This is a genomic window from Marinobacter sp., from assembly GCF_041690455.1.
Lineage (GTDB): Bacteria > Pseudomonadota > Gammaproteobacteria > Pseudomonadales > Oleiphilaceae > Marinobacter.
This window is the reverse complement of record NZ_JAWLHI010000001.1, coordinates 1-22,115: the sequence shown is the minus strand read 5'-3', so window position 1 is coordinate 22,115 and position 22,115 is coordinate 1. Positions and strand designations below refer to the sequence as shown.

20 protein-coding genes and 4 tRNA genes are annotated in these 22,115 nt (G+C 57.5%); 15 read left to right on the top strand and 9 right to left on the bottom strand.

The annotated features are described in order from the left end of the window. Window positions 1-9: 9 nt before the first annotated feature. The gene (locus ACESMW_RS00120) at window positions 10-396 is read right to left on the bottom strand and encodes a 5-carboxymethyl-2-hydroxymuconate Delta-isomerase (protein ID WP_372985065.1); all 387 of its coding nucleotides are present in this window, start codon (window positions 394-396) and stop codon (window positions 10-12) included. A gap of 310 nt (window positions 397-706) precedes the next feature. Here ACESMW_RS00120 and hpaH point away from each other — a divergent pair, with 310 nt between their 5' ends. The 10 genes from hpaH (at window position 707) to ACESMW_RS00070 (ending at window position 11,359) form a co-directional block, all read left to right on the top strand. Further along, entirely contained in the window at window positions 707-1,510 is an 804-nt protein-coding gene (gene hpaH / locus ACESMW_RS00115) for a 2-oxo-hept-4-ene-1,7-dioate hydratase (protein WP_372985064.1), read from the top strand. 24 nt (window positions 1,511-1,534) lie between these two features. After that, window positions 1,535-2,341 (top strand): 4-hydroxy-2-oxoheptanedioate aldolase, encoded by an 807-nt coding sequence (hpaI, locus tag ACESMW_RS00110; RefSeq protein ID WP_372985063.1) that lies wholly within the window; start codon window positions 1,535-1,537, stop codon window positions 2,339-2,341. A 32-nt stretch (window positions 2,342-2,373) separates the two neighbouring features. Then, entirely contained in the window at window positions 2,374-3,042 is a 669-nt protein-coding gene (locus ACESMW_RS00105) for a fumarylacetoacetate hydrolase family protein (RefSeq protein WP_372985062.1), read from the top strand. 3 nt (window positions 3,043-3,045) lie between these two features. Next, window positions 3,046-3,828 carry a fumarylacetoacetate hydrolase family protein gene (locus tag ACESMW_RS00100; RefSeq protein WP_372985061.1) on the top strand — a complete coding sequence of 261 codons (783 nt, stop codon included), beginning with the start codon at window positions 3,046-3,048 and terminating at the stop codon, window positions 3,826-3,828. A gap of 18 nt (window positions 3,829-3,846) precedes the next feature. After that, entirely contained in the window at window positions 3,847-5,382 is a 1,536-nt protein-coding gene (gene hpaE / locus ACESMW_RS00095) for a 5-carboxymethyl-2-hydroxymuconate semialdehyde dehydrogenase (RefSeq protein ID WP_372985060.1), read from the top strand. Window positions 5,383-5,464: 82 nt separating this feature from the next. After that, window positions 5,465-6,385, top strand: a complete 921-nt coding sequence (gene hpaA / locus ACESMW_RS00090) for a 4-hydroxyphenylacetate catabolism regulatory protein HpaA (RefSeq protein WP_372985059.1) — start codon at window positions 5,465-5,467, stop codon at window positions 6,383-6,385. Window positions 6,386-6,479: 94 nt separating this feature from the next. Then, the gene (gene hpaR, locus ACESMW_RS00085) at window positions 6,480-6,902 is read left to right on the top strand and encodes a homoprotocatechuate degradation operon regulator HpaR (RefSeq protein ID WP_092000466.1); all 423 of its coding nucleotides are present in this window, start codon (window positions 6,480-6,482) and stop codon (window positions 6,900-6,902) included. A 150-nt stretch (window positions 6,903-7,052) separates the two neighbouring features. Beyond that, window positions 7,053-8,255, top strand: coding sequence for a multidrug effflux MFS transporter (locus ACESMW_RS00080; RefSeq protein WP_372985058.1), 1,203 nt, complete (start codon window positions 7,053-7,055; stop codon window positions 8,253-8,255). A gap of 194 nt (window positions 8,256-8,449) precedes the next feature. Then, window positions 8,450-9,376, top strand: a complete 927-nt coding sequence (hpaD, locus tag ACESMW_RS00075; RefSeq protein ID WP_092000476.1) for a 3,4-dihydroxyphenylacetate 2,3-dioxygenase — start codon at window positions 8,450-8,452, stop codon at window positions 9,374-9,376. An 81-nt stretch (window positions 9,377-9,457) separates the two neighbouring features. Next, window positions 9,458-11,359 (top strand): FAD-binding monooxygenase, encoded by a 1,902-nt coding sequence (locus tag ACESMW_RS00070; RefSeq protein WP_372985057.1) that lies wholly within the window; start codon window positions 9,458-9,460, stop codon window positions 11,357-11,359. Window positions 11,360-11,580: 221 nt separating this feature from the next. Here the strand turns inward: ACESMW_RS00070 and ACESMW_RS00065 are convergent. After that, window positions 11,581-11,657 (bottom strand) — tRNA-Met (locus tag ACESMW_RS00065). Window positions 11,658-11,884: 227 nt separating this feature from the next. Next, complete coding sequence (locus tag ACESMW_RS00060) at window positions 11,885-13,210, bottom strand: acetyl-CoA C-acetyltransferase (protein ID WP_372985056.1); 1,326 nt, start codon at window positions 13,208-13,210, stop codon at window positions 11,885-11,887. A gap of 665 nt (window positions 13,211-13,875) precedes the next feature. Between ACESMW_RS00060 and ACESMW_RS00055 the strand changes: the two genes are divergently transcribed. Then, complete coding sequence (locus ACESMW_RS00055) at window positions 13,876-14,361, top strand: hypothetical protein (RefSeq protein WP_372985055.1); 486 nt, start codon at window positions 13,876-13,878, stop codon at window positions 14,359-14,361. 389 nt (window positions 14,362-14,750) lie between these two features. Beyond that, window positions 14,751-16,157 (top strand): 3-oxoacyl-ACP reductase, encoded by a 1,407-nt coding sequence (locus tag ACESMW_RS00050; protein ID WP_372985054.1) that lies wholly within the window; start codon window positions 14,751-14,753, stop codon window positions 16,155-16,157. Window positions 16,158-16,466: 309 nt separating this feature from the next. Here the strand turns inward: ACESMW_RS00050 and ACESMW_RS00045 are convergent. The 6 genes from ACESMW_RS00045 to ACESMW_RS00020 all read right to left on the bottom strand — a co-directional run bounded on the left by ACESMW_RS00045 (window position 16,467) and on the right by ACESMW_RS00020 (window position 19,248). After that, window positions 16,467-16,542, bottom strand: a tRNA-Val gene (locus ACESMW_RS00045). Between the two features lie 9 nt (window positions 16,543-16,551). Then, window positions 16,552-16,628: transfer RNA gene (locus tag ACESMW_RS00040), tRNA-Asp, on the bottom strand. Window positions 16,629-16,704: 76 nt separating this feature from the next. Then, a tRNA-Val gene (locus ACESMW_RS00035) sits at window positions 16,705-16,780 on the bottom strand. Window positions 16,781-16,946: 166 nt separating this feature from the next. Then, entirely contained in the window at window positions 16,947-17,189 is a 243-nt protein-coding gene (locus ACESMW_RS00030; protein ID WP_372985053.1) for a hypothetical protein, read from the bottom strand. Window positions 17,190-17,291: 102 nt separating this feature from the next. Further along, entirely contained in the window at window positions 17,292-18,134 is an 843-nt protein-coding gene (locus ACESMW_RS00025) for a DUF2846 domain-containing protein (RefSeq protein WP_372985052.1), read from the bottom strand. Between the two features lie 139 nt (window positions 18,135-18,273). After that, window positions 18,274-19,248 carry a hypothetical protein gene (locus tag ACESMW_RS00020; protein ID WP_372985051.1) on the bottom strand — a complete coding sequence of 325 codons (975 nt, stop codon included), beginning with the start codon at window positions 19,246-19,248 and terminating at the stop codon, window positions 18,274-18,276. Window positions 19,249-19,632: 384 nt separating this feature from the next. Here ACESMW_RS00020 and purE point away from each other — a divergent pair, with 384 nt between their 5' ends. From purE to ACESMW_RS00005, 3 genes are all read left to right on the top strand, one after another. Continuing rightward, window positions 19,633-20,124: a 5-(carboxyamino)imidazole ribonucleotide mutase gene (gene purE / locus ACESMW_RS00015; protein ID WP_372985050.1), complete on the top strand. Its 492-nt coding sequence runs from the start codon at window positions 19,633-19,635 to the stop codon at window positions 20,122-20,124. Between the two features lie 408 nt (window positions 20,125-20,532). After that, window positions 20,533-21,651 (top strand): 5-(carboxyamino)imidazole ribonucleotide synthase, encoded by a 1,119-nt coding sequence (locus ACESMW_RS00010; RefSeq protein WP_372985049.1) that lies wholly within the window; start codon window positions 20,533-20,535, stop codon window positions 21,649-21,651. A 71-nt stretch (window positions 21,652-21,722) separates the two neighbouring features. Then, window positions 21,723-22,115 (top strand): Fe-Mn family superoxide dismutase (locus tag ACESMW_RS00005; protein WP_372985048.1); only part of this gene is annotated, 393 nt, incomplete at its 3' end.

Genomic DNA, 22,115 nt, shown 5'->3' with positions numbered 1-22,115 from the left:
AAGCTCCCGTCAGTTTTTCGAGAACAGAGGATGAATGTTGTTCTTGTTGAATTTCAGAACCGGATCCAGCTCGGTCATCTCGAATGAAATCTGGCAATAGCTGGTATCAGTAACCGGCTTCATCCAGTCGCAGAGGATGTCGAAAACCCGCTTGGCGACCTCCTTTTTCAGCGCCATATCCCGACCATGGCCGATCTTGAGAGTCAGGTTGAGGAATGAAAAGTCTTCCCTGCCATCCGCGACCCGGAAATCGTCACAACGAATAGCCCGACTACGAACACCACCAATGGGGAAAGCCCCGGTAGAGACAACATACTCGTGCAAACGTGAGAACAGTGACTGGAATTCCAGGCGGTCGTGGAGGTTACCTGAATACTCGACGATGAAATGAGGCATAGGATGAGTCCCGGATATTAGGTTCATCGTTGTTATTGGATGTCCGCGGCTACAGTTTCGACGCGGGAACAACTCAGAATCTAATTAACATATTAAGTTTTGTCAACTCGGTCCTGGAAATGAAATCCCTCCGGGGAATGAGTCTTCAGTTGTCCGAAATCGGAGGCTTGACTTAGTTAATATGTTAACTAAAATACCGAAAGGATCGACAGAGCTTAGGGCTCGCTCCGGTCTCGGACTTGGGCCACTGCAGCCCGCCACAGACGACCATCGGTCATCCACCCAACAACAAGAAAGGTGTATTGCACGCATGTTGACGAAAGATCAGATCGAATCCGCTGCCGACCGCCTATACCAGGCCGAGACCAGCCGCAAACAGATCCCGGCCCTGACACTCGAGTATCCGGATATGACAATGGAGGAGGCCTATGCCATCCAGAAGGCCTGGGTGGATCGCAAGGTGGCGGAAGGCCGTAAGGTGATCGGCTACAAGATTGGCCTGACCTCCCGTGCCATGCAGATGTCATCGAATATCGATGAACCGGACTATGGCGTACTGCTTGATGACATGTTGCTGGATGATGGCGCCACCATCAGGGCATCGGACTTCCTCGATCCCCGCATAGAGGTCGAGCTGGCTTTTGTGCTGAAAAAGCCGCTGTTCGGCGACAATGTCACCATTTTCGATGTTATCAACGCAACCGACTACATCATCCCGTCGCTCGAACTGATCGCAGCCCGCTGTCTGCGTACCGATCCTGAAACCGGCTACACACGCAAAGTCTACGACACCATTTCCGACAATGCCGCCAACGCGGGAATTGTCATGGGAGGACGCCCCATCAAGCCAATGGACATCGACCTGCGTTGGGCCGGCTGCATGCTGTACCTGAACGGCCAGATTGAAGAAACCGGGCTCGCTGGCGGCGTTCTGGGCAACCCACTCAAGGGAATCACGTGGGTTTGCAGACGATTTGCGCCGCACGGCGTTGGCCTGGAACCGGGTCAGGTCATTCTTTCCGGCTCCTTCACCCGGCCGGTTGCGGTCAAAGCTGGTGATACCGTACATGCCGATTTCGGCTCTCTGGGTGGCGTCGCCCTGAACTTCGAATAAACAGTTCGCACCGAGGACACGAGCATGGAACTGCCCAAGAACCGTTTCAAGCAGGGGTTGGCCACAGGTGAAACCCAATATGGGCTCTGGCTGGGACTGCCGGATAACAGCGCAGCCGAAATTGCCGCCCTAGCCGGCTTTGATTGGCTACTCATCGACGGAGAGCATGCTCCGTTCGATCTACGCACGATCATGTCTCACCTGCAGGCAATGGCGCCTTATGATGTTGCCCCGATCGTGCGCTGTGTCGAAGGCGATCCCGCACTCATCAAACAGTTGCTGGATATCGGTGCGCAGACTCTGCTGGTACCGATGGTCGAAGACGCAGAACAGGCGAAACAGCTGGTCCGGGCCGTTCGCTATCCACCGGACGGCATTCGCGGTCTCGGCACATCGCTTGCTCGGGCGGCCCGCTGGAATCAGGTACCGGGCTACGTGAAGAAGGCCAATGACGAGATCTGCCTGATTGTCCAGGTGGAAACCGCCAGCGCCATGGACAACCTCGATGACATCCTGTCGGTCGAGGGGGTAGACGGGGTTTTCATCGGCCCGTCCGATCTTTCCGCATCCATGGGCTATGTCGGCGATGCGGGCAACCCGACAGTCGTCAACACCATTAACAAGGGACTCAGCAAGATACGCTCCGCCGGGAAATACGCTGGCCTGCTCTGTCTCGACCCATCCCTTGCAGAGAACTACATCCAGCAAGGCGCCAATTTCGTCGGCGTCGGCGTCGACACCATGATTCTGGCTACCGAAACCCGCAAGCTGGCGCAACGTTTCAAACAGGGCGCGCCAGTTAAAGACGACAAACCGCAGGCCGGCTATTAATCAAAGACGGCCGAAACAGGAAAAGGTTACTCATGACAGCAAACACCCTGGTCAACAGCAAGCTGGTCTGCGTCGCACTGAATGACAAGTCGCAGCTGGCGGCTCTGGAGAGCACGTTCAACCAAGATCCCTACAAGAAACCGCCTACCCAGCCAGTGCTGTATTACAAGCCGCGCAATACCTGGAATGTTGATGGCGCCGAGGTGGAATGGGCAAAGGATTTCGACGGCAACGACGTGCCAGCCATGGCCGTGGGCGCCAGCCTGGGCGTGGTCATTGGACGGGAAACCTGCCGCGTCAGCCAGGCCGAAGCGCTCGATTATATCCGTGGCTACACCATCGTCTGCGATTTTTCCCTGCCGGAGGAAAGCTACTTCCGCCCCGACATCAAAGGCAAATGCCTGGACACTTCCGCGCCGGTCGGCCCCGAGATCGTCCCGTCCGACACCATCGACAATCCGGATGCGCTCACAGTCACCGTTTCCGTCAACGGCGAGCAGAAAAGCGTATTCCCGTTGACGAACATGCAACGCAGCGTTGCCGAGCTGATCAGCAAGATTTCCTGGATTATGACTCTGCAACCGGGAGAGGTCATCGCCGTCGGCTTTGCCGGTGACCGTGTTCCGGTCGCCCGGGGAGACAGGGTAGAAGCAACCATCGAGGGTGTCGGCACCCTGACCAACACACTGGGAGGTGCCTGAGCCATGAGGCATGCACGCATCATTTTTGAGGGCCGCGAGCTCGATATCGACATTGACGCCAACGATCGCATCACTACCACAGCCGGCGAGGAGCTGAATGTGGCTCTGGATTCTGACGACATCACCTGGCTGCCGCCGGTAAAGGAGCCGGGCACCATCTTCGCACTGGGGCTAAACTACGCCGATCACGCCACCGAACTGGCATTCGAGCCGCCCAAGGAACCGCTGGTATTCATCAAGCACGCCAACACCCTGACCGGACACAAGCAGGTCAGCTACCGCCCCGACAACATCGAGTTCCAACATTACGAGTGCGAGCTGGTGGCGGTGATCGGCAAAGCGGGTAAGAACATCAGGCGTGAAGATGCGATGGACTATGTAGCTGGCTATACCGTCTGCAACGACTTCGCAATCCGCGACTATCTCGAGAACTACTATCGCCCGAACCTTCGGGTAAAAAGCCGGGATTCCCTTTTGCCGATGGGACCGTGGATTGTTGATCGCGAGGACGTAGCGGACGTCAACAAACTGCGCCTGACTACCGAGGTCAACGGCAAGATCACTCAGGACGGCTCAACGAAGGATATGATCTTCGACATCCCCTTCCTGGTGGAATACCTGAGCAAGATCATGACCCTGAACCCGGGGGACATGATCGCCACCGGCACCCCGCACGGTGTGGTCGACATGCAGCCCGGCGACACTGTGGTCTGCACCATCGAAAACATTTGCTCGCTCGAGACACGCATCGTCTCCGAGAAAGAGTACTACGGCGACAAATACTGAGCCTTCAGGAGAACCATCATGAGCGATACACTAGCGACCAACCTGGAACGTGCCCAGCGCTACCTGGAGCGCTTCAGGAACACCACCACCGGCCACTACATCAATGGCGAGTTCACCCTGGGTAATGGCGGCAACGAGTACGATAACATCACGCCGACCGACAACAGCCCCATCGGCAAGATCATGGCCGGCTCAACCGACGACATGGATGCCGCCTGCAAGGCTGCCGAGGATGCCTTTGAGGCCTGGGCCGCCACACCGGGCGCCGAACGCAAACGGCTGCTGAACAAATTCGCCGACCGACTGGTCGAGCGTGCTGACGAGATCGCCCTGGTCGAGTCCATGGACTGTGGTCAGGCTATCCGTTTCATGAAAAAGGCGGCCGAGCGAGGCGCCGCCAACTTCCGCTTCTTCGCTGACAAGGCGCCGGAAGCCCAGGACGGCCTCGCCCTTCAGCAGGACGAGCACACTAACTTTACCGTACGTAAGGCGATTGGTCCGGTGGGCATCATCACGCCCTGGAACACACCGTTCATGCTGTCTACCTGGAAGATCGCTCCGGCCCTGGCGGCGGGCTGCACTGTTGTCCACAAGCCGGCCGAGTTGACGCCCCTGAGTGCCTATATCCTGGCAGAGATCGCCGATGAAGTTCTGCCCAAGGGAGTCTGGAATATGGTCAACGGCTTCGGCGAGAGCGTTGGCAAGCGAATGACCGAACACCCTGCCATCAAGGCCGTGGCTCTGGTGGGAGAATCTGCCACTGGCTCCCACGTAATGCGTCAGGGTGCCGATACCCTCAAACGCATGCACTTCGAGCTGGGCGGCAAGAACCCGGTCATCGTGTTCGACGACGCCGATTTCGAACGGGCACTGGATGCGGTCGTCTTCATGATCTACAGCCTCAACGGTCAGCGCTGCACCTCCTCCAGCCGTCTACTGATCCAGAGTGGCATTCGTGAAAAGTTCATGGCTGCACTCGAACAGCGGGTCCGCAACCTGAAAGTCGGTCACCCGCTGGATCCGAATACCGAAGTCGGCCCGCTAGTGCACACAGAACACTATGACAAGGTTTTGAGCTACTTCGACATTGCCCGAGAAGACGGCGCCAACATCGCCGTCGGCGGCAAGCGCATCACCGACGCGCGCGGCGATCTGGACCCGGCCGGAAACTACCTGGAGCCGACCCTGTTCACCAAAGCTAACAGCAGGATGCGCATCGCACAGGAAGAGATCTTTGGCCCGGTACTAACCGCCATCACCTTCGATACCGAAGAGGAAGCCATCGCGATCGCCAACGATACCGAATACGGCCTCTCCGGCTATATCTGGACAGAGAACACCGGCCGCGCAATGCGCATGGCAAAGCACGTCGAAGCCGGCATGTTGTGGGTGAATTCCGAAAACAACCGTAACCTGCCGTCTCCGTTCGGGGGCATCAAGATGTCCGGTATCGGTCGCGACGGCGGCGACTGGAGCTTCGACTTCTACATGGAAACCAAGAACGTCTGTATTGCGCACGGCACCCACCGGGTACCTCAGCTTGGCAAGGGCTGATTACACGTCAAAGGCCAAAGCAACGGGACCCCGTGTCGCTGCACGGGGTCCTGCCCTTTCCAACTTTTGATATATTCGCGCTATGAGCGAAGCCAATCACACCGAATGGATTCCCAACATCATCATTGGGCAGGATTACGACCGACGCTATCTCGATGCGCCCATACATTATGATGTTCTGGAAAACCTGGCTGATTTCTATGGTCGCGAAATGCCGGTGCACCGGCATGCCCAGTATGTCCAGATCCACTATATCGATCGGGGCACCATCGATTTCCACATCGATGATAAGGTCTACCATGTACAGGGGCCCTGCTGTTTTTTTACGCCGGCGTCCGTTCCCCATTCCTTCCGCACGGACCCCAACGCCCGGGGACACGTACTGACGATTCACCAGTCCCTTGTGTGGCAACTGATGCAGGACAATGTCGGGACCGACATTGATACCAGCCTTATTGAAGGTATCTGCCTGGAGCGGGACCGGCTATCCAGAGCACAAAAAACCCAGTGGACACTACTCGCTGGCATCCTTGAGGATATTCATCTGGAATGGTCCACCAATCAGATGGGAAAGGAGCTGGCACTCAAGAGCCTCGTCCGGCTGTTACTGATCCGCCTGACCAGGCTCTCTTTCAAACGGTCCGCCAGCAGAACTGTCAACAGCGAGGACTTGAGGCTATTCCGTTGTTTTACCGATATGATCGAGAAACACTTCCGGGAGCAGTGGCATCTGCCTCGGTACAGCACGGAAATGGCCATATCGGAAAGTCGGTTGAACCAGACCTGTCAGCGCATTGCCAACAGATCCCCAAAAAAGCTGATTCACGACCGGATGATTCAGGAAAGCAAGCGCCTGCTTATATTCAGCAACCTTTCAAGCAACGAGATTTGCTACCAACTTGGCTTTTCAGATCCCGCCTACTTCTCGCGCTTCTTCAAAAAACATACCGGGATGACCACCCAGCAATTCCGTAAGCGCACAGCGGTTCGCGGAACACGGTAGACATTCGTTAATACATTAATAAAATGACTCACTTCGCCTTTTCGCAACTATCAAGCGAATTCTCAGAGACCGGACGACCAAGGTAATCCAATTCATGCGCAAGTTTAATGACTCGCTCCCCCTCCGGCTGCTCAAGGCCCGGGAGGCTGCCATGGCCTTTTTCCGCCCCCTCCTTCAGGAAATCCCCCTTACCGAACAGCAATGGCGTGTTATTCGGGCGCTCAATGAATTCGAGGAACTGGAATCAAAACAACTGGCCGAACTGTGCTGCATACTCAGCCCGAGTCTCACGGGAATCATCAATCGTCTGGAACAACAGGGTTACATCAAACGTCGGAAATCCCCAGAAGATCAGCGCCGAATCCTGATCAGCCTGACGGACAAGGCCAAGACCATGTTCGCCCAAATGAGCCCCCGACTTGAGGCTCGCTATCAGGAGATGACCGACCGTTTCTCCCACGAAGACATGAAAACACTGGAAGAGTTGCTGAATAAGCTCTGCAATGTGAAGCCCTGAAAAGCTCTCATGGAGCGCTGTTCTCCCGGACCTGGACACGTTGACATTAGATAACATATTAACTAAATTATTAGTTAATATGTTAACAAATAGGCAATGACAAGCCCTCTCTACGGGCCGTCCGCGATCCATACTTGGACAGCATCGAAAATGACAGCCGACACCCCGGTACGCACACCCTCCGTCGTCCTGATGACAATGATCGCCATGGCAAGTCCGTTGGCGCTCAATCTGTTCGTGCCGGCGATGCCGGATGCTGTGCGAGACCTCAGGACCGAGGTCGGGGTGATCCAGCTGAGTTTTACGGCTTACCTGTTTACACTGGCGTTCGGCCAATTACTCTCCGGTCCGCTGGCCGACCACTTCGGCCGCCGTCCAATCCTGCTCGGAGGACTGGTCCTGCACACCCTGGGGAGCCTGCTGGCAGCCCTTGCACCCGATGTCACGCTATTGATCGCCGGCCGTGTGCTACAAGCGCTCGGTGGTAGTGCTGCGATGGTACTGGCGCGCACGATCATCATCGACATTTATGGTCGCGAGGGGGCCGCCAGCCGCATGGGCTATGTTGTCATGGCGATCGCTATCGCCCAGACAATCGCTCCGACCCTCGGCGGCTACCTGAACCTCTGGGCGGGGTGGCATTCCATTTTCTATGTGTCCCTGGGCATGGGCGCTGTCGCGCTATTGGTGGCCGCACTGCAGCTGCCGGAAACCTGCCGCGATAAAACTGACAGCCTGCGACTGAGGCTTGTCATTCAGCGTTACGCAGGTGTTTTCAGCTCGGGGGGGTATATTGGCTACACACTTTCCACCACCTTCATCGCCGCTGCATTCTACATATTCGTTGGCACCGCTCCCTACATCGTCGACCGCCTGGGTGGTAACTCTGCCTTGTTCGGCACCTGGTTCCTGGCGGTTTCACTTGCATTCATGTCTGGCAGTTTCGTGTCGACGCGGTTGGCCAGACGCGCGAGTTCCGATCAGGCAGTGTTGTTTGGCAATATTCTCTCGCTGGCTGGCGCACTGACGCTCCTCGCTTTCGCGCTCGTTAGCGTACTGACCTATGCCACCCTGTTCCTGCCGATGGCGTTGGTCACCTTCGGTCGGGGGCTCAGTCAGCCCAATGCCCAGTCGGCTGCGATCAGTTGCTCGCCGACATCGGCGGCTACCGCCTCCGGGCTGATGGGGTTCATCCAACTGTTGACGGGTGCAGTGATTGCCCAGCTAATGCCGTTGCTGCTCGGTCAAGGCGTGCTCCCGATCGCGGCCTGTATCTGTCTGGCACCCGTAGCCGCCCTCGCCGCTCACTTTTACGCGGTAAGTCGCCAGCGGTGCCAGCAAGCAGAAGCCTGAGGAGACATCATGGTGCCATTGCAAGATAACCGAAAAGTGCAATTTTTAACGTGAATACTGCATTTCCTGTCAAAGAGGAGCCGGGAATAATTGAGTTATAGAAACTGGAACCAGGCGCTGCCAATCAAAGTCAAAAAATAAGGCACCTTGTCACCCAATGTACCTGCAAATCTGAACAACAAAAGGAAACTGTCATGGGAAAACTCGCGCTTGCCGCCAAGATCACGCATGTACCATCCATGTACCTGTCCGAGCTGGACGGTCCGCAGAAGGGCTTTCGCCAACCGGCCATCGACGGTCATATCGAGATCGGCCGGCGCTGCCGTGAGCTGGGCGTGGATACCATTGTCGTATTCGATACCCATTGGCTCGTGAACGCCAGCTACCACATCAACTGCGGCGCCCACTTCAAAGGCAATTACACCAGCGGTGAACTACCTCACTTCATCTCCAATATGGAATTTGAGTACGACGGGAATCCTGAACTGGGCAAACTGCTGGCCGCCGAATGCAATGCCCAGGGCGTGGAGACCCTGGCGCATGACAAAACCTCCCTCGATCCTGAGTACGGCACTCTGGTACCGATGCGCTACATGAACGAAGACCGTCACTTCAAGGTAATTTCGGTCTCCGCAATGTGTACCGCGCACTACCTGAACGACAGTGCCCGTCTGGGCTGGGCAATGCGCAAGGCCATCGAAGAGCACTACGATGGCACCGTGGCAATTTTTGCCAGTGGCTCGCTGTCTCATCGCTTTGCCCAGAACGGTCAGGCACCGAAGTTTGCTACCAAGACCTGGTCTCCGTTCCTGGAACGCCTGGATCATGAGGTGGTCCGGATGTGGGAAAACGCAGAGTGGGACGACTTCTGCGAAATGCTTCCTGAATACGCTGTGAAAGGCCACGGTGAAGGCTTTATGCACGACACCGCCATGTTGCTCGGTGCACTGGGCTGGTCCGAGTACGATCAAAAGGCGGAAATACTGACACCCTACTTCGGCAGCTCGGGGACTGGCCAGATTAATGCCGTATTTCCGGTATCCCAGGTCAGCGGCGACAAGGTTCCTGCGCCACAAGCCTCAGTCACCGAATCCTTTGCTCCAGGGTCAAGTCGCATCTGAGGATGAGCACTGGAGACTAACACGGCAGATGATCACATAAAGACGAAAACCGGCCCCAGAAAACAAAAAGGAGAAGTCACAATGCAGTTTCACCATCACGGATACGTATCCACCGACCCGAGAGTCGAGGAAGCATCAGGCACGGGCATTGATCGCCCCGAGACGCTGCCGGATGCTGTAGATGTGTTAATCGTCGGCAGCGGGCCTGCCGGCATGATCGCCGCAGCTCAACTGGCGAAATTCCCGAACATCACGACCCGTATTGTTGAACGACGAGCCGGACGCCTGGAAATCGGCCAGGCTGACGGCATCCAGGCGCGCAGTGTCGAGACATTCCAGGCCTTCGGTTTTGCCGGAAGAATCACCGAGGAGGCCTACCGTATTACCGAAATGGCCTTTTGGGCTCCCGATGCCGATAACCCTGAGCACATCGCCCGCTCCTCGGTGGCGTTGGATGACCCCGGCGGTAAAATTAGCGAGTTTCCCCATCTGATCGTCAACCAGGCCAGGGTCCTCGATTACTTCGCCGAGTTCGCAAAAAACGCCCCCGCCCGTCTGACCCCCGACTACGGCCTTGAATTCGTGGGGCTGACGGTTCACGACGGCGAGACATATCCCGTCGAAGTAACACTGCGTCATACCGAGGGCGATAAAGAAGGCCAGGAATGCACAGTGAAAGCCAAGTACGTCATCGGTTGCGATGGCGCGCACAGTCGCGTTCGTGAATCGATTGGCCGCAAGCATATCGGCGCGGTGTCGAATCACGCCTGGGGTGTGATGGATGTGCTGGCCACCACCGACTTCCCGGATATCCGCACCAAGTGTGCCATTCAGTCATCAACCGGTGGCAGTATTTTGCTCATTCCCCGCGAAGGCGGTCACCTGTTCCGGATGTACGTCGACCTTGGGGAGGTTCCCGAGGATGACAACCACCAGATACGTCAGACCACCCTGGAGACCACCATCAAGAAGGCCAACCAGATCCTGCACCCCTATACCCTGGAGGTGAAGCACTGTGCCTGGTACACCGTCTACGAGGTTGGCCACCGAGTAACCGACAAGTTCGACGACGTCCCACCCGGTGAAGAAGACTTCCGGACTCCGCGGGTCTTTATCACCGGCGATGCCTGCCACGCTCACAGCGCCAAAGCCGGCCAGGGCATGAATGTGTCCATGCAGGACGGCTGGAACATCGCCTGGAAACTGGCCCATGTGCTCTCCGGCATCGCGCCCGAATCCCTGCTCAGTACCTATTCGAGCGAACGCCAGGTTGTTGCGCAGAACCTGATTGACTTCGATCGGGAATGGTCGAGCCTGATGGCCAAGCCCGCCGAGGAGTTCGAGGATCCGAAAGAACTGGCGGATTTCTATGTCAAAACCGCGGAATTTCCGGCTGGTTTCATGACCGAGTACGAGACATCGATGATCACGGGTACCACAGAGCACCAGGACCTGGCCACCGGTTTCCCTGTCGGCAAGCGGTTCAAATCGGAGCGGGTAATGCGGGTTTGCGATGGCAATGATGCCCATCTGGGTCACCATGCCACTGCCGACGGCCGTTGGCGGATCTACGCCTTCGCCGACAAGGCCCGCCCCGGTGAGGATTCCCGTTTGGCTGCCTGGGCGGAGTGGCTGTTCAGCTCACCCGAGTCGCCGGTTGTGAAGTACACCCCTGAGGGCTCGGACCTGGATAGCATCTTCGACGTCAAGGTGATCTACCAGCAGCCCCACGGCGAGGTCGAATTCGGCCCAAAAATCCCGGCCATTTTCACGCCGAAAGTGGGCCCATTCCAGGTGACCGACTATGAAAAAGTCTACGCCATCGACCCGGAGGTCGACATCTTCGAAACACGCGGTATCGACAGAAACGGGGCCGTTGTCGTAGTGCGACCGGACCATTATGTTTCGCAGGTGCTCTCATTCAATGACACGGATGAGCTTGCCACGTTCTTCGACGGGGCCATGCGCCGCGGTTCCCGGTGATGTCTTACGCAGCGAAAACAGACCTTTGATGGTATACACTTGGGCCGGTTTGGCCCAGATTCAAAGGCCGCCGGCTGTGGGGGCAAAGCGACTTGCGATCGTTTTGCCCCCGGGCACCAAACAAGTCGTTACCCGCCACGGGATAATTACTTGACAGGAACTTTCTGCTGCCCAAACACAAAAAAGGCGGATCAGCATGACTGATCCGCCTTTTTCTTAAGTGGTAGCGGGGGCTGGATTCGAACCAACGACCTTCGGGTTATGAGCCCGACGAGCTACCAGACTGCTCCACCCCGCATCAAACTTTTTATCTCGGTTTAACTACTGAGTCCGCCGATGGGTCGGGCTCATAAGCCGAAGGTCGAGACTCCCTTCGGCTCTTGCGGGATTGGGAGCCCGACGAGCTACCAGACTGCTCCACCCCGCATCAAAACTGGTTGTCTTTCGGGGTAACCCCGATCAACGTGGCGCGCATGATACGGTCTGGATTGGGTCCTGTCAAAGGATATTACGACTATCCCGTAATTATCGTTCCAGGATCGCCGTAACCCCTTGCCCGCCAGCGGCGCAGATCGAAATCAGGCCACGGCCGCTGCCTTTTTGCTCCAGCAGTTTGGCCAGCATGGCCACGATCCGACCGCCGGTGGCAGCGAACGGATGGCCGGTGGCCAGGCTGCTGCCCTTCACGTTGAGTTTATCCCGGTCGATACTGCCCAGCGGCTTGTCCAGACCCAAACGCTCCTTGCAGAAAGCGGGATCTTCCCATGCCTTGAGGGTGGACAGCACCTGCGCGGCAAACGCCTCGTGGATCTCGTAGAAATCGAAATCCTGCAACGTCAGGCCCGCTTTCTCCAGCATCCGGGGCACCGCATAGGCCGGCGCCATCAGCAGCCCTTCCTTCTTGTCGACGAAGTCCACCGCAGCCACTTCCGAGAACGTCAACCAGGCCTTCACCTCCAGGTTGTTCTCCTTCGCCCACTCTTCACTGGCCAGCAGCACACAGGAGGCGCCATCCGTGAGCGCCGTGCTGTTGGCAGCCGTCATGGTGCCATTCTCGCGGTCAAATACCGGTTTCAGAGTCGCCAGCTTCTCCAGGGTGGTATCCGGGCGCAGGATATTGTCCTTCTCCAGCCCCGCCAGTGGTGTGATCAGATCACTGAAAAAGCCTTCCTCATAGGCCTTGGCAAGCTTCTGATGACTCTCCCAGGCCAGCTGATCCTGATCTTCCCGGGCAATATCCCACTCCTTCGCCGTCACCTGAGCATGCTCACCCATGGACATCCCGGTTCGCGGCTCGCCATTCTCCGGAATCTCCGGCACCAGATGCCCCGGCCGGAACCGAGCCAGAATCTTCAGCCGCTCCTTGGCGGTCTTCGCCCGATTGAGATCCAGCAAAATCTCCCGCAGCCCCTCACCGACACCAATCGGCGCATCGGAGGTGGTATCGGTACCACCGGCAATCCCGCACTCGATCTGGCCCAGTGCAATCTTATTGGCTACCAGAATTGCCGCCTCCAGACCGGTACCGCAAGCCTGCTGGATATCATAAGCCGACGTCTCCGGCGCCAGCCCACAACTGAGCACCGACTCCCGGGTCAGATTGAAATCCCGCGAATGCTTGATTACCGCACCAGCGACTACCTCCCCCATGCGCTTGCCCTGAAGATCAAAACGATCCACCAGTCCACGGAGTGCGGAGGTCAGCAGTTCCTGGTTACTGATCTTGCTGTAGGCGGTGTTGGATTTCGCGAAGGGAATGCGGTTGCCGCCGATCACCGCAACGCGGCGGATTCCGTTATCGGTCTTCTTAGCAGATGACTTTCTCTGTGTACGCTTCGGAGCCTGTGCCATAGTCTTGTTACCTGAGTTAAATGAGGACGAGCGAATGAATGAGCCCAGTATGGGGTGATTGGGGAGGCCTTTCCAAAACTGTGCGGAGCCATGGATGGCGGAGCCCAAGCGTCACAGGGACGTGCCGCCAGGAGCGTGTTTTGGAAAGGCCTCCCCAATCACCCTCCCCCAAGGCCCGAATCAATGGAACTCAGTCTAACGCCACAGCCAGCCCGCTCATTGGCACCCCTGACAACCAACCAAAAGCATTGAGTCAACCCAGACGCTGCTGACTACTCATTGTAGGACCTAACTGGTGGCCCCGCAGGCCACTCCTCATGAACGGACAAGCGAAAGTGGAAGCGTGCTGACCAGATCTTGTGTCGATAAATTTAACACTGTTGGTCTGTCCCGACCTCAAATGCCCGGAATCCACCAGCGACTACCATTGCTATTCTGCCGGTCACTCTTGTAATCAAACCCTTCTTTTTCGCATGGCGCAGTATATGCAGCAGCTTTCCCTGCAGTACGGTGTTATGTGCATACACAAGAAAGACCAGTACGCATAGATAAGCATCGAAAACCTGGCTTTCCCGGGATGGGAAGGGCTGATCACGCTGTATCGGCCTGCCCAGCCGGCAAATGGAAAGACAACTATGTTTTGCCCTTCGAAAAAGGAAAGAGCCATGAAAATAAAAGCCCTGCACAAACAATTGGGTGGCGCTCTGGCCACCGCGATCATACTGACCGGCCTGTCGGTACCGCTGGCTGCTACCGCAGAGGAGCAGTCCGCAAATTCTGTTCAGCTGGCCCGATCTGATAGTGGTCAGGGTGGCCAGTCCGGCGACGGAGACCGGACGGCTGACCGTGATCGCACGATGGACCAGGATCGCACCATGGATCAGGACCAACTTCAGGATCAGTTGCGGATTCATCTCCAGACCATGGACCAACTGCATGACCGGATCCAACAATCCCAGGATGAGGAGGGCCGTCAGGAACTGATGGTTCAGTATCGGGACCAGATCCGGGAAAGCGTGCAGCTGATGAACCAGGCCTCGTCTACGGCTGAGGGCGAGGAAGACAACCGCGTCCGTCATATGGAACAGAATCAGCAGGTGATGCAGCGGATGATGCAACACATGTGGCAGTACCAGGAGCTCCAGCGCTAGAACTCCTCCAGCATTGCACCTGATCGCGCGACCAAACCATTCGGGGAGCCAGCTAGTCCGGCTCCCCCGAATGTTTTCGACCTTGGCCGGTACGACCGCATCGTTCGGAGCAATGTGGCACGGTATTGCCCTCCAGATACCGACCTTCAGCTCCGAGGGTTTTCACATCGGTTGCCATAGACATTCAGAATGTCCTCAAGCGCTTGTGCCCCCTGCATCTGAACCAGAAATCAGCAACCGGGCAGCTAGCACATCAGCAGAACAAAATGCCTTATTGACACCCCTGACAACACCTTACAGGCATTGAGTCAATCCAAAAACTGTCCGATTCTTTACCCTATGGGACGATTCGCATCCGGAAAACTGATTGCAACCACAAGGAAGCCTCCATGTCTGACCTCTATCTCAGAATAGTAAACACCCCTGTCGGCAAATCCGCCGCCCAAACCCTGGGCCTGCCCTCACCCGTGCCCTTGAAGCGCCTTAAGCGTACCGACCAGCCCTTCATCGAAGGCGACGTACTTATCGGCGCGGCGTCCGGTGCCCGGACCATCGCCACTGTAGGCAGCATTCTCGCAACAAGCGCCGCCACCCTGCGCCATGCCTCCGGCCCCGACACACTTACCGATTCCGCCAAGGCCGGCAATAAGGCCAAGCCCCTGGCAATTGGCGGCGACATCGACCAGAAATTCTCCGCCCTTGTATTCGACGGCACCGGCATCAAAACCCCCGAAGAACTGCGTGCGGTCTACGACTTCTTCCACCCGACCATCAAAAAGCTCGCCGGCAACGGTCGGGTACTGGTGATCGGCATGAACCCCGCCAGCTGCCGCAAGGCACCCCAGGCCGCCGCCCAACAGGCTTTGGAAGGTTTTGTCCGTGCCGTGGGCAAGGAAATCGGCAAGAAAGGGGCCACGGCCAACCTGATCCGGATGGTTCCAGGCGCTGAAAAGCAACTGGATTCCAGCGTCCGCTTCTTCCTCTCCGCCCGCTCCGCCTATGTGGATGGCCAGGTGGTGCACATTGGCAAAAGCACCGAAGCGCCAGCCACCAACCCGGTGGCGCCACTGACGGGCAAAGTCGCCCTGGTGACCGGCGCCTCCCGCGGCATCGGCGAAGCGATTGCCCGCACCCTGGCCCGGGACGGCGCCACCGTGATCGGCCTCGACATCCCGCCCGCCATGGAAGACCTGCAGAAGGTAACCCATGCCATCAAGGGCAAGGCCCTCGCCTGTGACATCACCGACAAGGATGCCCCGAAACTGATTGCCGACTTTGCCGAAGAGCATTTCGGCGGCCTCGACCTGGTGATCCACAACGCCGGCATCACCCGGGACAAGACCCTGGGTAACATGCCCGAGCACTTCTGGGACATGACTATCGCCGTGAACCTCTCCGCCGAAGAGCATATCGATGAGGAACTGATGAAACGGGAACTGCTGCGGGAGAACGGCCGAATCGTGTGCATCTCCTCCATCAGTGGCATCGCCGGCAACTTTGGCCAGACCAACTACTCCACCGCCAAGTCCGGCGTCATCGGCTATGTAGAAGCCATGGCGAAACAGCTGAAGAACGGCATCACCATCAACGCCATCGCCCCCGGCTTCATCGAGACCCAGATGACCGCCGCGATGCCCATCACCATCCGCGAGGCAGGCCGGCGCATGAACAGCCTGTCCCAGGGCGGGTTGCCGGTGGATGTGGCTGAAGCGATCGCGTGGTATTGCAGCCCCGCCTCCAATGGCGTGAACGGGAATGTTGTGCGGGTTTGCGGGCAGTCGTTGATTGGGAAGTGAGATGGCGGACGGGGTCTGAAGAACGCCTTCTTCTGACCCCTTTTTTGCCCAAGAGGTCCGATGTGCCCCAGGGGTCTGATGAAAAGCCTCCGGCTTTCCATCTGACCCCATTTTCAGATCAACCTCGGAGTTTGACGCTAACTTGGGGTCAGATGAAAGCGTTCATCAGACCCCTGAGGGGACGTCTGACTCCCCACCTGCCGCTAAGTCGGGGTCAGAAGAAGGTTTTCTTCAGACCCCTGAGTAACATCAGACCCCTGGAACAAAAAAAAGAGCCAATCCTTTCGGACTGGCTCTTTTTCGGAATTCTGGTGGGTGGTGCAGGGATCGAACCTGCGACCCTCGCCTTGTAAGGGCGATGCTCTCCCAGCTGAGCTAACCACCCGGGAAAAAATGGCGGAGCGGACGGGACTCGAACCCGCGACCCCCGGCGTGACAGGCCGGTATTCTAACCAACTGAACTACCGCTCCGCATCAATTCAGCCCGTGGGCTTGAACCTGAAACCGGATGGGGTGATCCGGTGATGCCTTTGAAAGACTCTGAAAGTGGTGGGTGGTGCAGGGATCGAACCTGCGACCCTCGCCTTGTAAGGGCGATGCTCTCCCAGCTGAGCTAACCACCCACTTCCAACCTCGAGAGGCTTTCAAGTCCTTGCTGTCTCAAGCAAGTGAGACGCGCATTTTAAGCATTTCGCTGACGGTGTCAAACCTTTTCCGGAAATTTTCTGAAAAAATCTGCAAGCCATTCAAAATCGGGCGGTTTTTAACCAAAACCTGATCAGAAACCGGTCATTTACCGGAGCCGTTTTTCGGCCTCTTTTCCACCAGCCGCTGGCCCGCCTGTTCGGCCTTCTGGCGCAGGGACAGCTCGCTCACCCGCGAGCGCCGCTCATCAGGGATGGACCGGCTCGCCAGCGAGCAATTCAGCTCATCAAGCCGCCTGCGCACATCCTCAAGCCCCTGCATGGCCCGGGGCACCACTTCATCGGCCAGCTTCTCCAGCCGGCCCTGCCATCGATCCTTCAAAGACATCTTCCTGACTTCCTGATTCATTTCGCTGAATGCAGTGTAGTAACCAGTGCCGACATTCACAATTGTGAAACTGCTCCCGCGCCCTGTCGATTCAGCCAATGTTCAGAAAAACCACCAGCCTCCGGATTCCGCCGCTTCGCGACGCTCCCGTTCTTCCTCCAGCGCCGCATAATCCCGTTCCAGCTTCCGAATCTTGTGGTCCGCCTCCACAGGGACGGTCGGGCCGCCGCCGAACGGCCAATACCAGGGGGCGGATTCGTATTTTCCCGTCTCCTTGAGGCGCTCAACCTCCCGCTCCCGCTCCTCCTCCAGCGCGGCCAGCGAGCGCTCATAGTCGATATCCTCGTTCACCTCCACGATCGAAGTAGCGGCATGATTGGGCGCCAGCAAGTCGCTGTTCAGGAACTGCGTCGATACGATCTCCCCGGCCTGCATGGCATAGCTGCGGGTCACCAGCTGAAGATCCCCCTCAGCCAGGGGATGCTCGGGATCCAGGTCCGGATGGATCTGCTCAGGCTCCGAAAGCTCGTTGTAACGCAGATAGTAAATCTGCCCCGGCTTAACACGGAGCGTGGCATCGGCAATCAGACTGAGACTGAACGAATTCAGCCCCTCCAGCCCGAGCAGCGGCCGGCGCATGGCGATGTGGCGCTCCCCGGGACTCACCTCGAGCCAGGTGTAGCTGTCGTTGCGGATGTTGAAGTAGTGATGGTCGTCTATATAGACGCTGGGCGCCTCGATCTCATCCGCCGCCCATTGGGAATGGGTGCGGTAGAAATAAAGAAGGGCGTTATCCCGATCCCACTGGTCGTCCGGGATGTGGACGAAATCGGGGCCGGACACCGGGTGCAGGAAAGACCCGACGCTCTTGCCGATCGACTGGTACACCGTACAACCGGAACCAAAGACCAGCAGCGACAGCACCAGGAGGGTTCGTTTGCTCATTGTTCTTGCTCTTCATCCCTTTGCGAGTTGCCTGATCATAACAACTGGCTCCCGCCAGAAATGAGAGCTACCGCAAGGGATGAATACAAACTGTTACAAAGCGCCGAACACCCTATTTAAAGGAAGCTCAAAAGGCCAATCACTGACCGGACATCCTGGCCTCCAGCCGGTCGACCTCATCCGACAACCGAACCAGCCGAGAAGTCAGCTGCGCCCGGGACGAATCGATGGAATCCACGGTCTGCTTGAGCGAGGCCAACTGGTTACGTAGTGACCGCACCTCGGAACTGCCCGCTACGCCATCGGTCTTCTTCTCCAGGGCGGAAATCCGGCTCTCCATACCACTGATCCCCAACTTCTGCTCCTGCTCGAACCGGCGAATTCGGCTCTCGATCACCTGATCCACATCCGCCATCTGCTGGCTCAGTTTGGTAATCTGCTCCGAGGCCTGGGCGGTGTTTTCCTTCAGCGCAACAATCGATGTCTGCGTCTGCTCCTCAAGCGAGGCAATCTCCGAAGACAGAGAAGCCCGGGCTTCCTCCAGAGTCGTTTCCAGACTCGCGACCGCCTTCTTCTCCTCCTCCAGAGCCGACTTCAGCGTCGCCAACTGCTCTTCGTGCTCATCCAGCCGCGCCTTGTTCCGCTCATTGGCCACAACCCACAGCTTACGGATCTCACTGGAAGCCTCCTCAAGCCCCGACTTGTTCGCCGCAATCTGCTCCTCCAGCGACTGCCCCCGCTCCTGCAGATTTTCCCCGGTCTCCGACAACTCACCCTCAAACCGCGCCAACGCCAACTTACTCTGCCGCGCCCAGTAGTCTGCCTCCTCCAGCTGCGACTCCAACGCCTGAATCCGCTGATTCTGGGAATACCAACCGGCAACCGCAGCCACCGCAACCGCAATCAACAGCAACCAGACAGCAGCCAGACCGCCCTTGCCGTTGCCTCCGTTGCCATTACCGTTTCCAGCCGGCTGCTTCCCGGCCCCACCCGAACCACCGGAACGAGCAGCCGGCGCAGCAGCGGCCTTTTTCGGAGCAGGCCTTTTCCTGTCACTACTGCCAATAGGCGCGTCTGCTCGGAGTTCGTCGTCATCTGGGCGGATGGAATCCATTACTGCTCCTGGGTCTGAGTTCTGGTTGTTCGTTATTCGATTGGCCGGATCGTTAACAAGGCATGTCCGGACCGCTCTGTCTGAATTATCGACGCTTTTCAGGTCAACGACCGATAATACATGCACTTATGAACAGGGTGAAATGAAGCTCCGATAATGTGGCATGGCGTCGGGGTCAGAAGAAAGCCTTCTTCTGACCCCCTCTTTAGCGGCAACCACGGAGACAGACCTTAAGATGGGGTCAGATGAAGGCTTTCATCAGACCCCTGAGGCCGGCTCCTTCCTCAATGTCCAGCCGGTGCCATGCACCCCAACAGCCAAGTTGCATGCCAAGTAACCAAAACATACAATGGCCGGCTTTCCAATTATCTCAGGATGTTGCATATGCAGCCGCTTGTAGGACTCATCATGGGCTCCAAATCCGACTGGCCCACCATGGAACACGCCGCCAACATGCTCGAAAAACTCGGCGTACCCTACGAAACCAAAGTCGTCTCCGCCCACCGCACCCCGGACCTTCTCTTTGACTACGCCAAAACCGCCGCCGACCGCGGCCTGAAAGTCATCGTCGCAGGCGCCGGCGGAGCCGCGCACCTCCCGGGCATGGTCGCCTCCCAGACCGCCCTGCCCGTGCTTGGTGTGCCAGTCCAGTCCAAAGCCCTGAACGGCCTCGACTCCCTGCTCTCCATCGTCCAGATGCCCGGCGGTATTGCCGTCGGCACCCTGGCCATCGGCAAAGCGGGAGCCACCAACGCCGGCCTGCTTGCAGCACAAATCATCGGCACGTTCGATAATAATGTCCGAAAGGCCGTAGAAGAATTTCGTTCGACCCAGACCCAAACGGTCCTCGATAATCCGGATCCAAGCGATCAGTAAGGCATAGTTTTGGGGGAAGAAGCTTGTGAGGCCCTCTATCCAAAACACGCTACGAGCACGTCCATGTGCGCTTGTTTCGGGCCGTCCCTGGCCCTCAACAGTTTTGGACAGAGGGCCTCACAAGCTTCCCCGACCTTTGGCGAATGCCGTCCGGAAGTAAATAATTGAGGTTGGTCGTTTATCCAACCTTAAATCGAGAAAAATCTTCAGGCTCCTCTGTAGTCTGCTGAGCGGGTTGGGGACCACTTTCCAAAACTGTGCGGAGCCATGGATGGCGGAGCTCAAGCGTCACATGGACGTGCCGCAAGGAGCGTGTTTTGGAAAGTGGTCCCCAATCCGCTCATACTCCAGAAGTCCAGAAGTCAGGATTAGAACGTTAAACGGCCAAACCATGGCAGGAGAACACAAATGAGAATTGGTGTACTAGGCGCCGGCCAACTCGGGCGCATGCTGGCCCTCGCCGGATACCCGCTGGCCAAGACCTTTGTATTCTACGACATGTCCGGCAGCCCCAGCGCCGGACTTGGCGAAGTCATCATCGACCGGGAAGGCCAATACCTGGACGACTTCCTGTCCCGGGTTGACCGCGTCACCTACGAATTCGAACACTTGCCGGTCGAGGTTGCCGAAAAACTGGCCAAGGAAAAGCCGGTCCACCCCTGCCCGCGCGCCCTGCAGGTGTGCCAGAACCGAGAAGCAGAGAAAACCCTGTTCGGCCAGCTTGGCATCCCCACCCCCGAGTGGAAGATCGCCGACAGCGCCGAATCCCTGAAAGCCGCCGCCGAAGAACTCGGCTGCCCCGTGGTCGCCAAATCCATTACCGAAGGCTATGACGGCAAGGGACAGGCGGTGCTGAAAGATCCCGAAGAAGCCGAAGGCGCCTGGGAAAGCATCGGCCACCAGCGGCTGATCGTCGAGAAGTTCGTCAACTTCAAGCGCGAAGTCTCCATCATCGCGGTGCGCGCAGAAGACGGTGATCTGGCCTTCTACCCGATGGCGGAGAACACCCACCACGAGGGCATCCTGCGCTACTCCATCGCCCCGGCACCCGGCCTGGAGAGGCATGTCCAGGAAGATGCCGAGCGCTACATCAGGGCACTGTTGAACGAATTGGACTACGTCGGCGTATTGACTCTTGAGCTGTTCGAGACCGAAGACGGGCTGGTGGCGAACGAGATGGCGCCCCGGGTGCACAACTCCGGCCACTGGACCATCGAAGGCGCCATGACCAGCCAGTTCGAGAACCACATCCGCGCCGTCAGCGGCCACCCGCTGGGAAATGTCGCACCCCGTGGTCTAAGCTGTATGATCAATATCATTGGCGAGCACGGCGACATCGAGCGGATTCTGGAACTGCCCTACGCGCACGTTCACCTCTACAATAAAGGGGAACGGCCGGGCCGCAAGCTGGGTCACGTGAACATCCTGGCTGACAGCTACGAGGAGCTGGTCTGGCGAGTCCGGAACTGCGCGCAGTTTCTTCCGGGCTGCCCAGAGTTTAAAAGTTCTTTGACACCAAAGGGTTGATATAGCTCAAATCGCCCTTATATTGCAGCAACGTACACTCACATAAACAGAGAGACAGGGAGAACGACCTCATGGCATTTGAACTTTCCGCACTGCCTTACGAAAAAAACGCACTGGAACCGCACATCTCTCAGGAAACCCTCGAGTACCATTACGGTAAGCACCACAACACCTACGTCACCAAGCTGAACGGCCTGGTTGAAGGCACTGACAATGCCAACAAGTCCCTGGAAGACATCATCAAGAGCTCCAGCGGCCCGCTGTTCAACAACGCTGCCCAGGTGTGGAACCACACCTTCTACTGGCACTGCCTGAGCCCGAACGGTGGCGGTGAGCCGACTGGCGCAGCCAAGGACGCCATCGAGAAGGCCTTCGGGTCTTTCGAAGACTTCAAGAAAGAGTTCAACGACAAGGCCGCCAACAACTTCGGCTCCGGCTGGACCTGGCTGGTGAAGAAGGCTGAC

Excerpts from the sequence above, each read along its gene's own strand:
- ACESMW_RS00120 (WP_372985065.1), bottom strand. The coding sequence starts at position 396 with ATGCCTCATTTCATCGTCGAGTATTCAGGTAACCTCCACGACCGCCTG.
- hpaH (WP_372985064.1), top strand. The coding sequence starts at position 707 with ATGTTGACGAAAGATCAGATCGAATCCGCTGCCGACCGCCTATACCAG.
- hpaI (WP_372985063.1), top strand. The coding sequence starts at position 1,535 with ATGGAACTGCCCAAGAACCGTTTCAAGCAGGGGTTGGCCACAGGTGAA.
- ACESMW_RS00105 (WP_372985062.1), top strand. The coding sequence starts at position 2,374 with ATGACAGCAAACACCCTGGTCAACAGCAAGCTGGTCTGCGTCGCACTG.
- ACESMW_RS00100 (WP_372985061.1), top strand. The coding sequence starts at position 3,046 with ATGAGGCATGCACGCATCATTTTTGAGGGCCGCGAGCTCGATATCGAC.
- hpaE (WP_372985060.1), top strand. The coding sequence starts at position 3,847 with ATGAGCGATACACTAGCGACCAACCTGGAACGTGCCCAGCGCTACCTG.
- hpaA (WP_372985059.1), top strand. The coding sequence starts at position 5,465 with ATGAGCGAAGCCAATCACACCGAATGGATTCCCAACATCATCATTGGG.
- hpaR (WP_092000466.1), top strand. The coding sequence starts at position 6,480 with ATGCGCAAGTTTAATGACTCGCTCCCCCTCCGGCTGCTCAAGGCCCGG.
- ACESMW_RS00080 (WP_372985058.1), top strand. The coding sequence starts at position 7,053 with ATGACAGCCGACACCCCGGTACGCACACCCTCCGTCGTCCTGATGACA.
- hpaD (WP_092000476.1), top strand. The coding sequence starts at position 8,450 with ATGGGAAAACTCGCGCTTGCCGCCAAGATCACGCATGTACCATCCATG.
- ACESMW_RS00070 (WP_372985057.1), top strand. The coding sequence starts at position 9,458 with ATGCAGTTTCACCATCACGGATACGTATCCACCGACCCGAGAGTCGAG.
- ACESMW_RS00060 (WP_372985056.1), bottom strand. The coding sequence starts at position 13,210 with ATGGCACAGGCTCCGAAGCGTACACAGAGAAAGTCATCTGCTAAGAAG.
- ACESMW_RS00055 (WP_372985055.1), top strand. The coding sequence starts at position 13,876 with ATGAAAATAAAAGCCCTGCACAAACAATTGGGTGGCGCTCTGGCCACC.
- ACESMW_RS00050 (WP_372985054.1), top strand. The coding sequence starts at position 14,751 with ATGTCTGACCTCTATCTCAGAATAGTAAACACCCCTGTCGGCAAATCC.
- ACESMW_RS00030 (WP_372985053.1), bottom strand. The coding sequence starts at position 17,189 with ATGTCTTTGAAGGATCGATGGCAGGGCCGGCTGGAGAAGCTGGCCGAT.
- ACESMW_RS00025 (WP_372985052.1), bottom strand. The coding sequence starts at position 18,134 with ATGAGCAAACGAACCCTCCTGGTGCTGTCGCTGCTGGTCTTTGGTTCC.
- ACESMW_RS00020 (WP_372985051.1), bottom strand. The coding sequence starts at position 19,248 with ATGGATTCCATCCGCCCAGATGACGACGAACTCCGAGCAGACGCGCCT.
- purE (WP_372985050.1), top strand. The coding sequence starts at position 19,633 with ATGCAGCCGCTTGTAGGACTCATCATGGGCTCCAAATCCGACTGGCCC.
- ACESMW_RS00010 (WP_372985049.1), top strand. The coding sequence starts at position 20,533 with ATGAGAATTGGTGTACTAGGCGCCGGCCAACTCGGGCGCATGCTGGCC.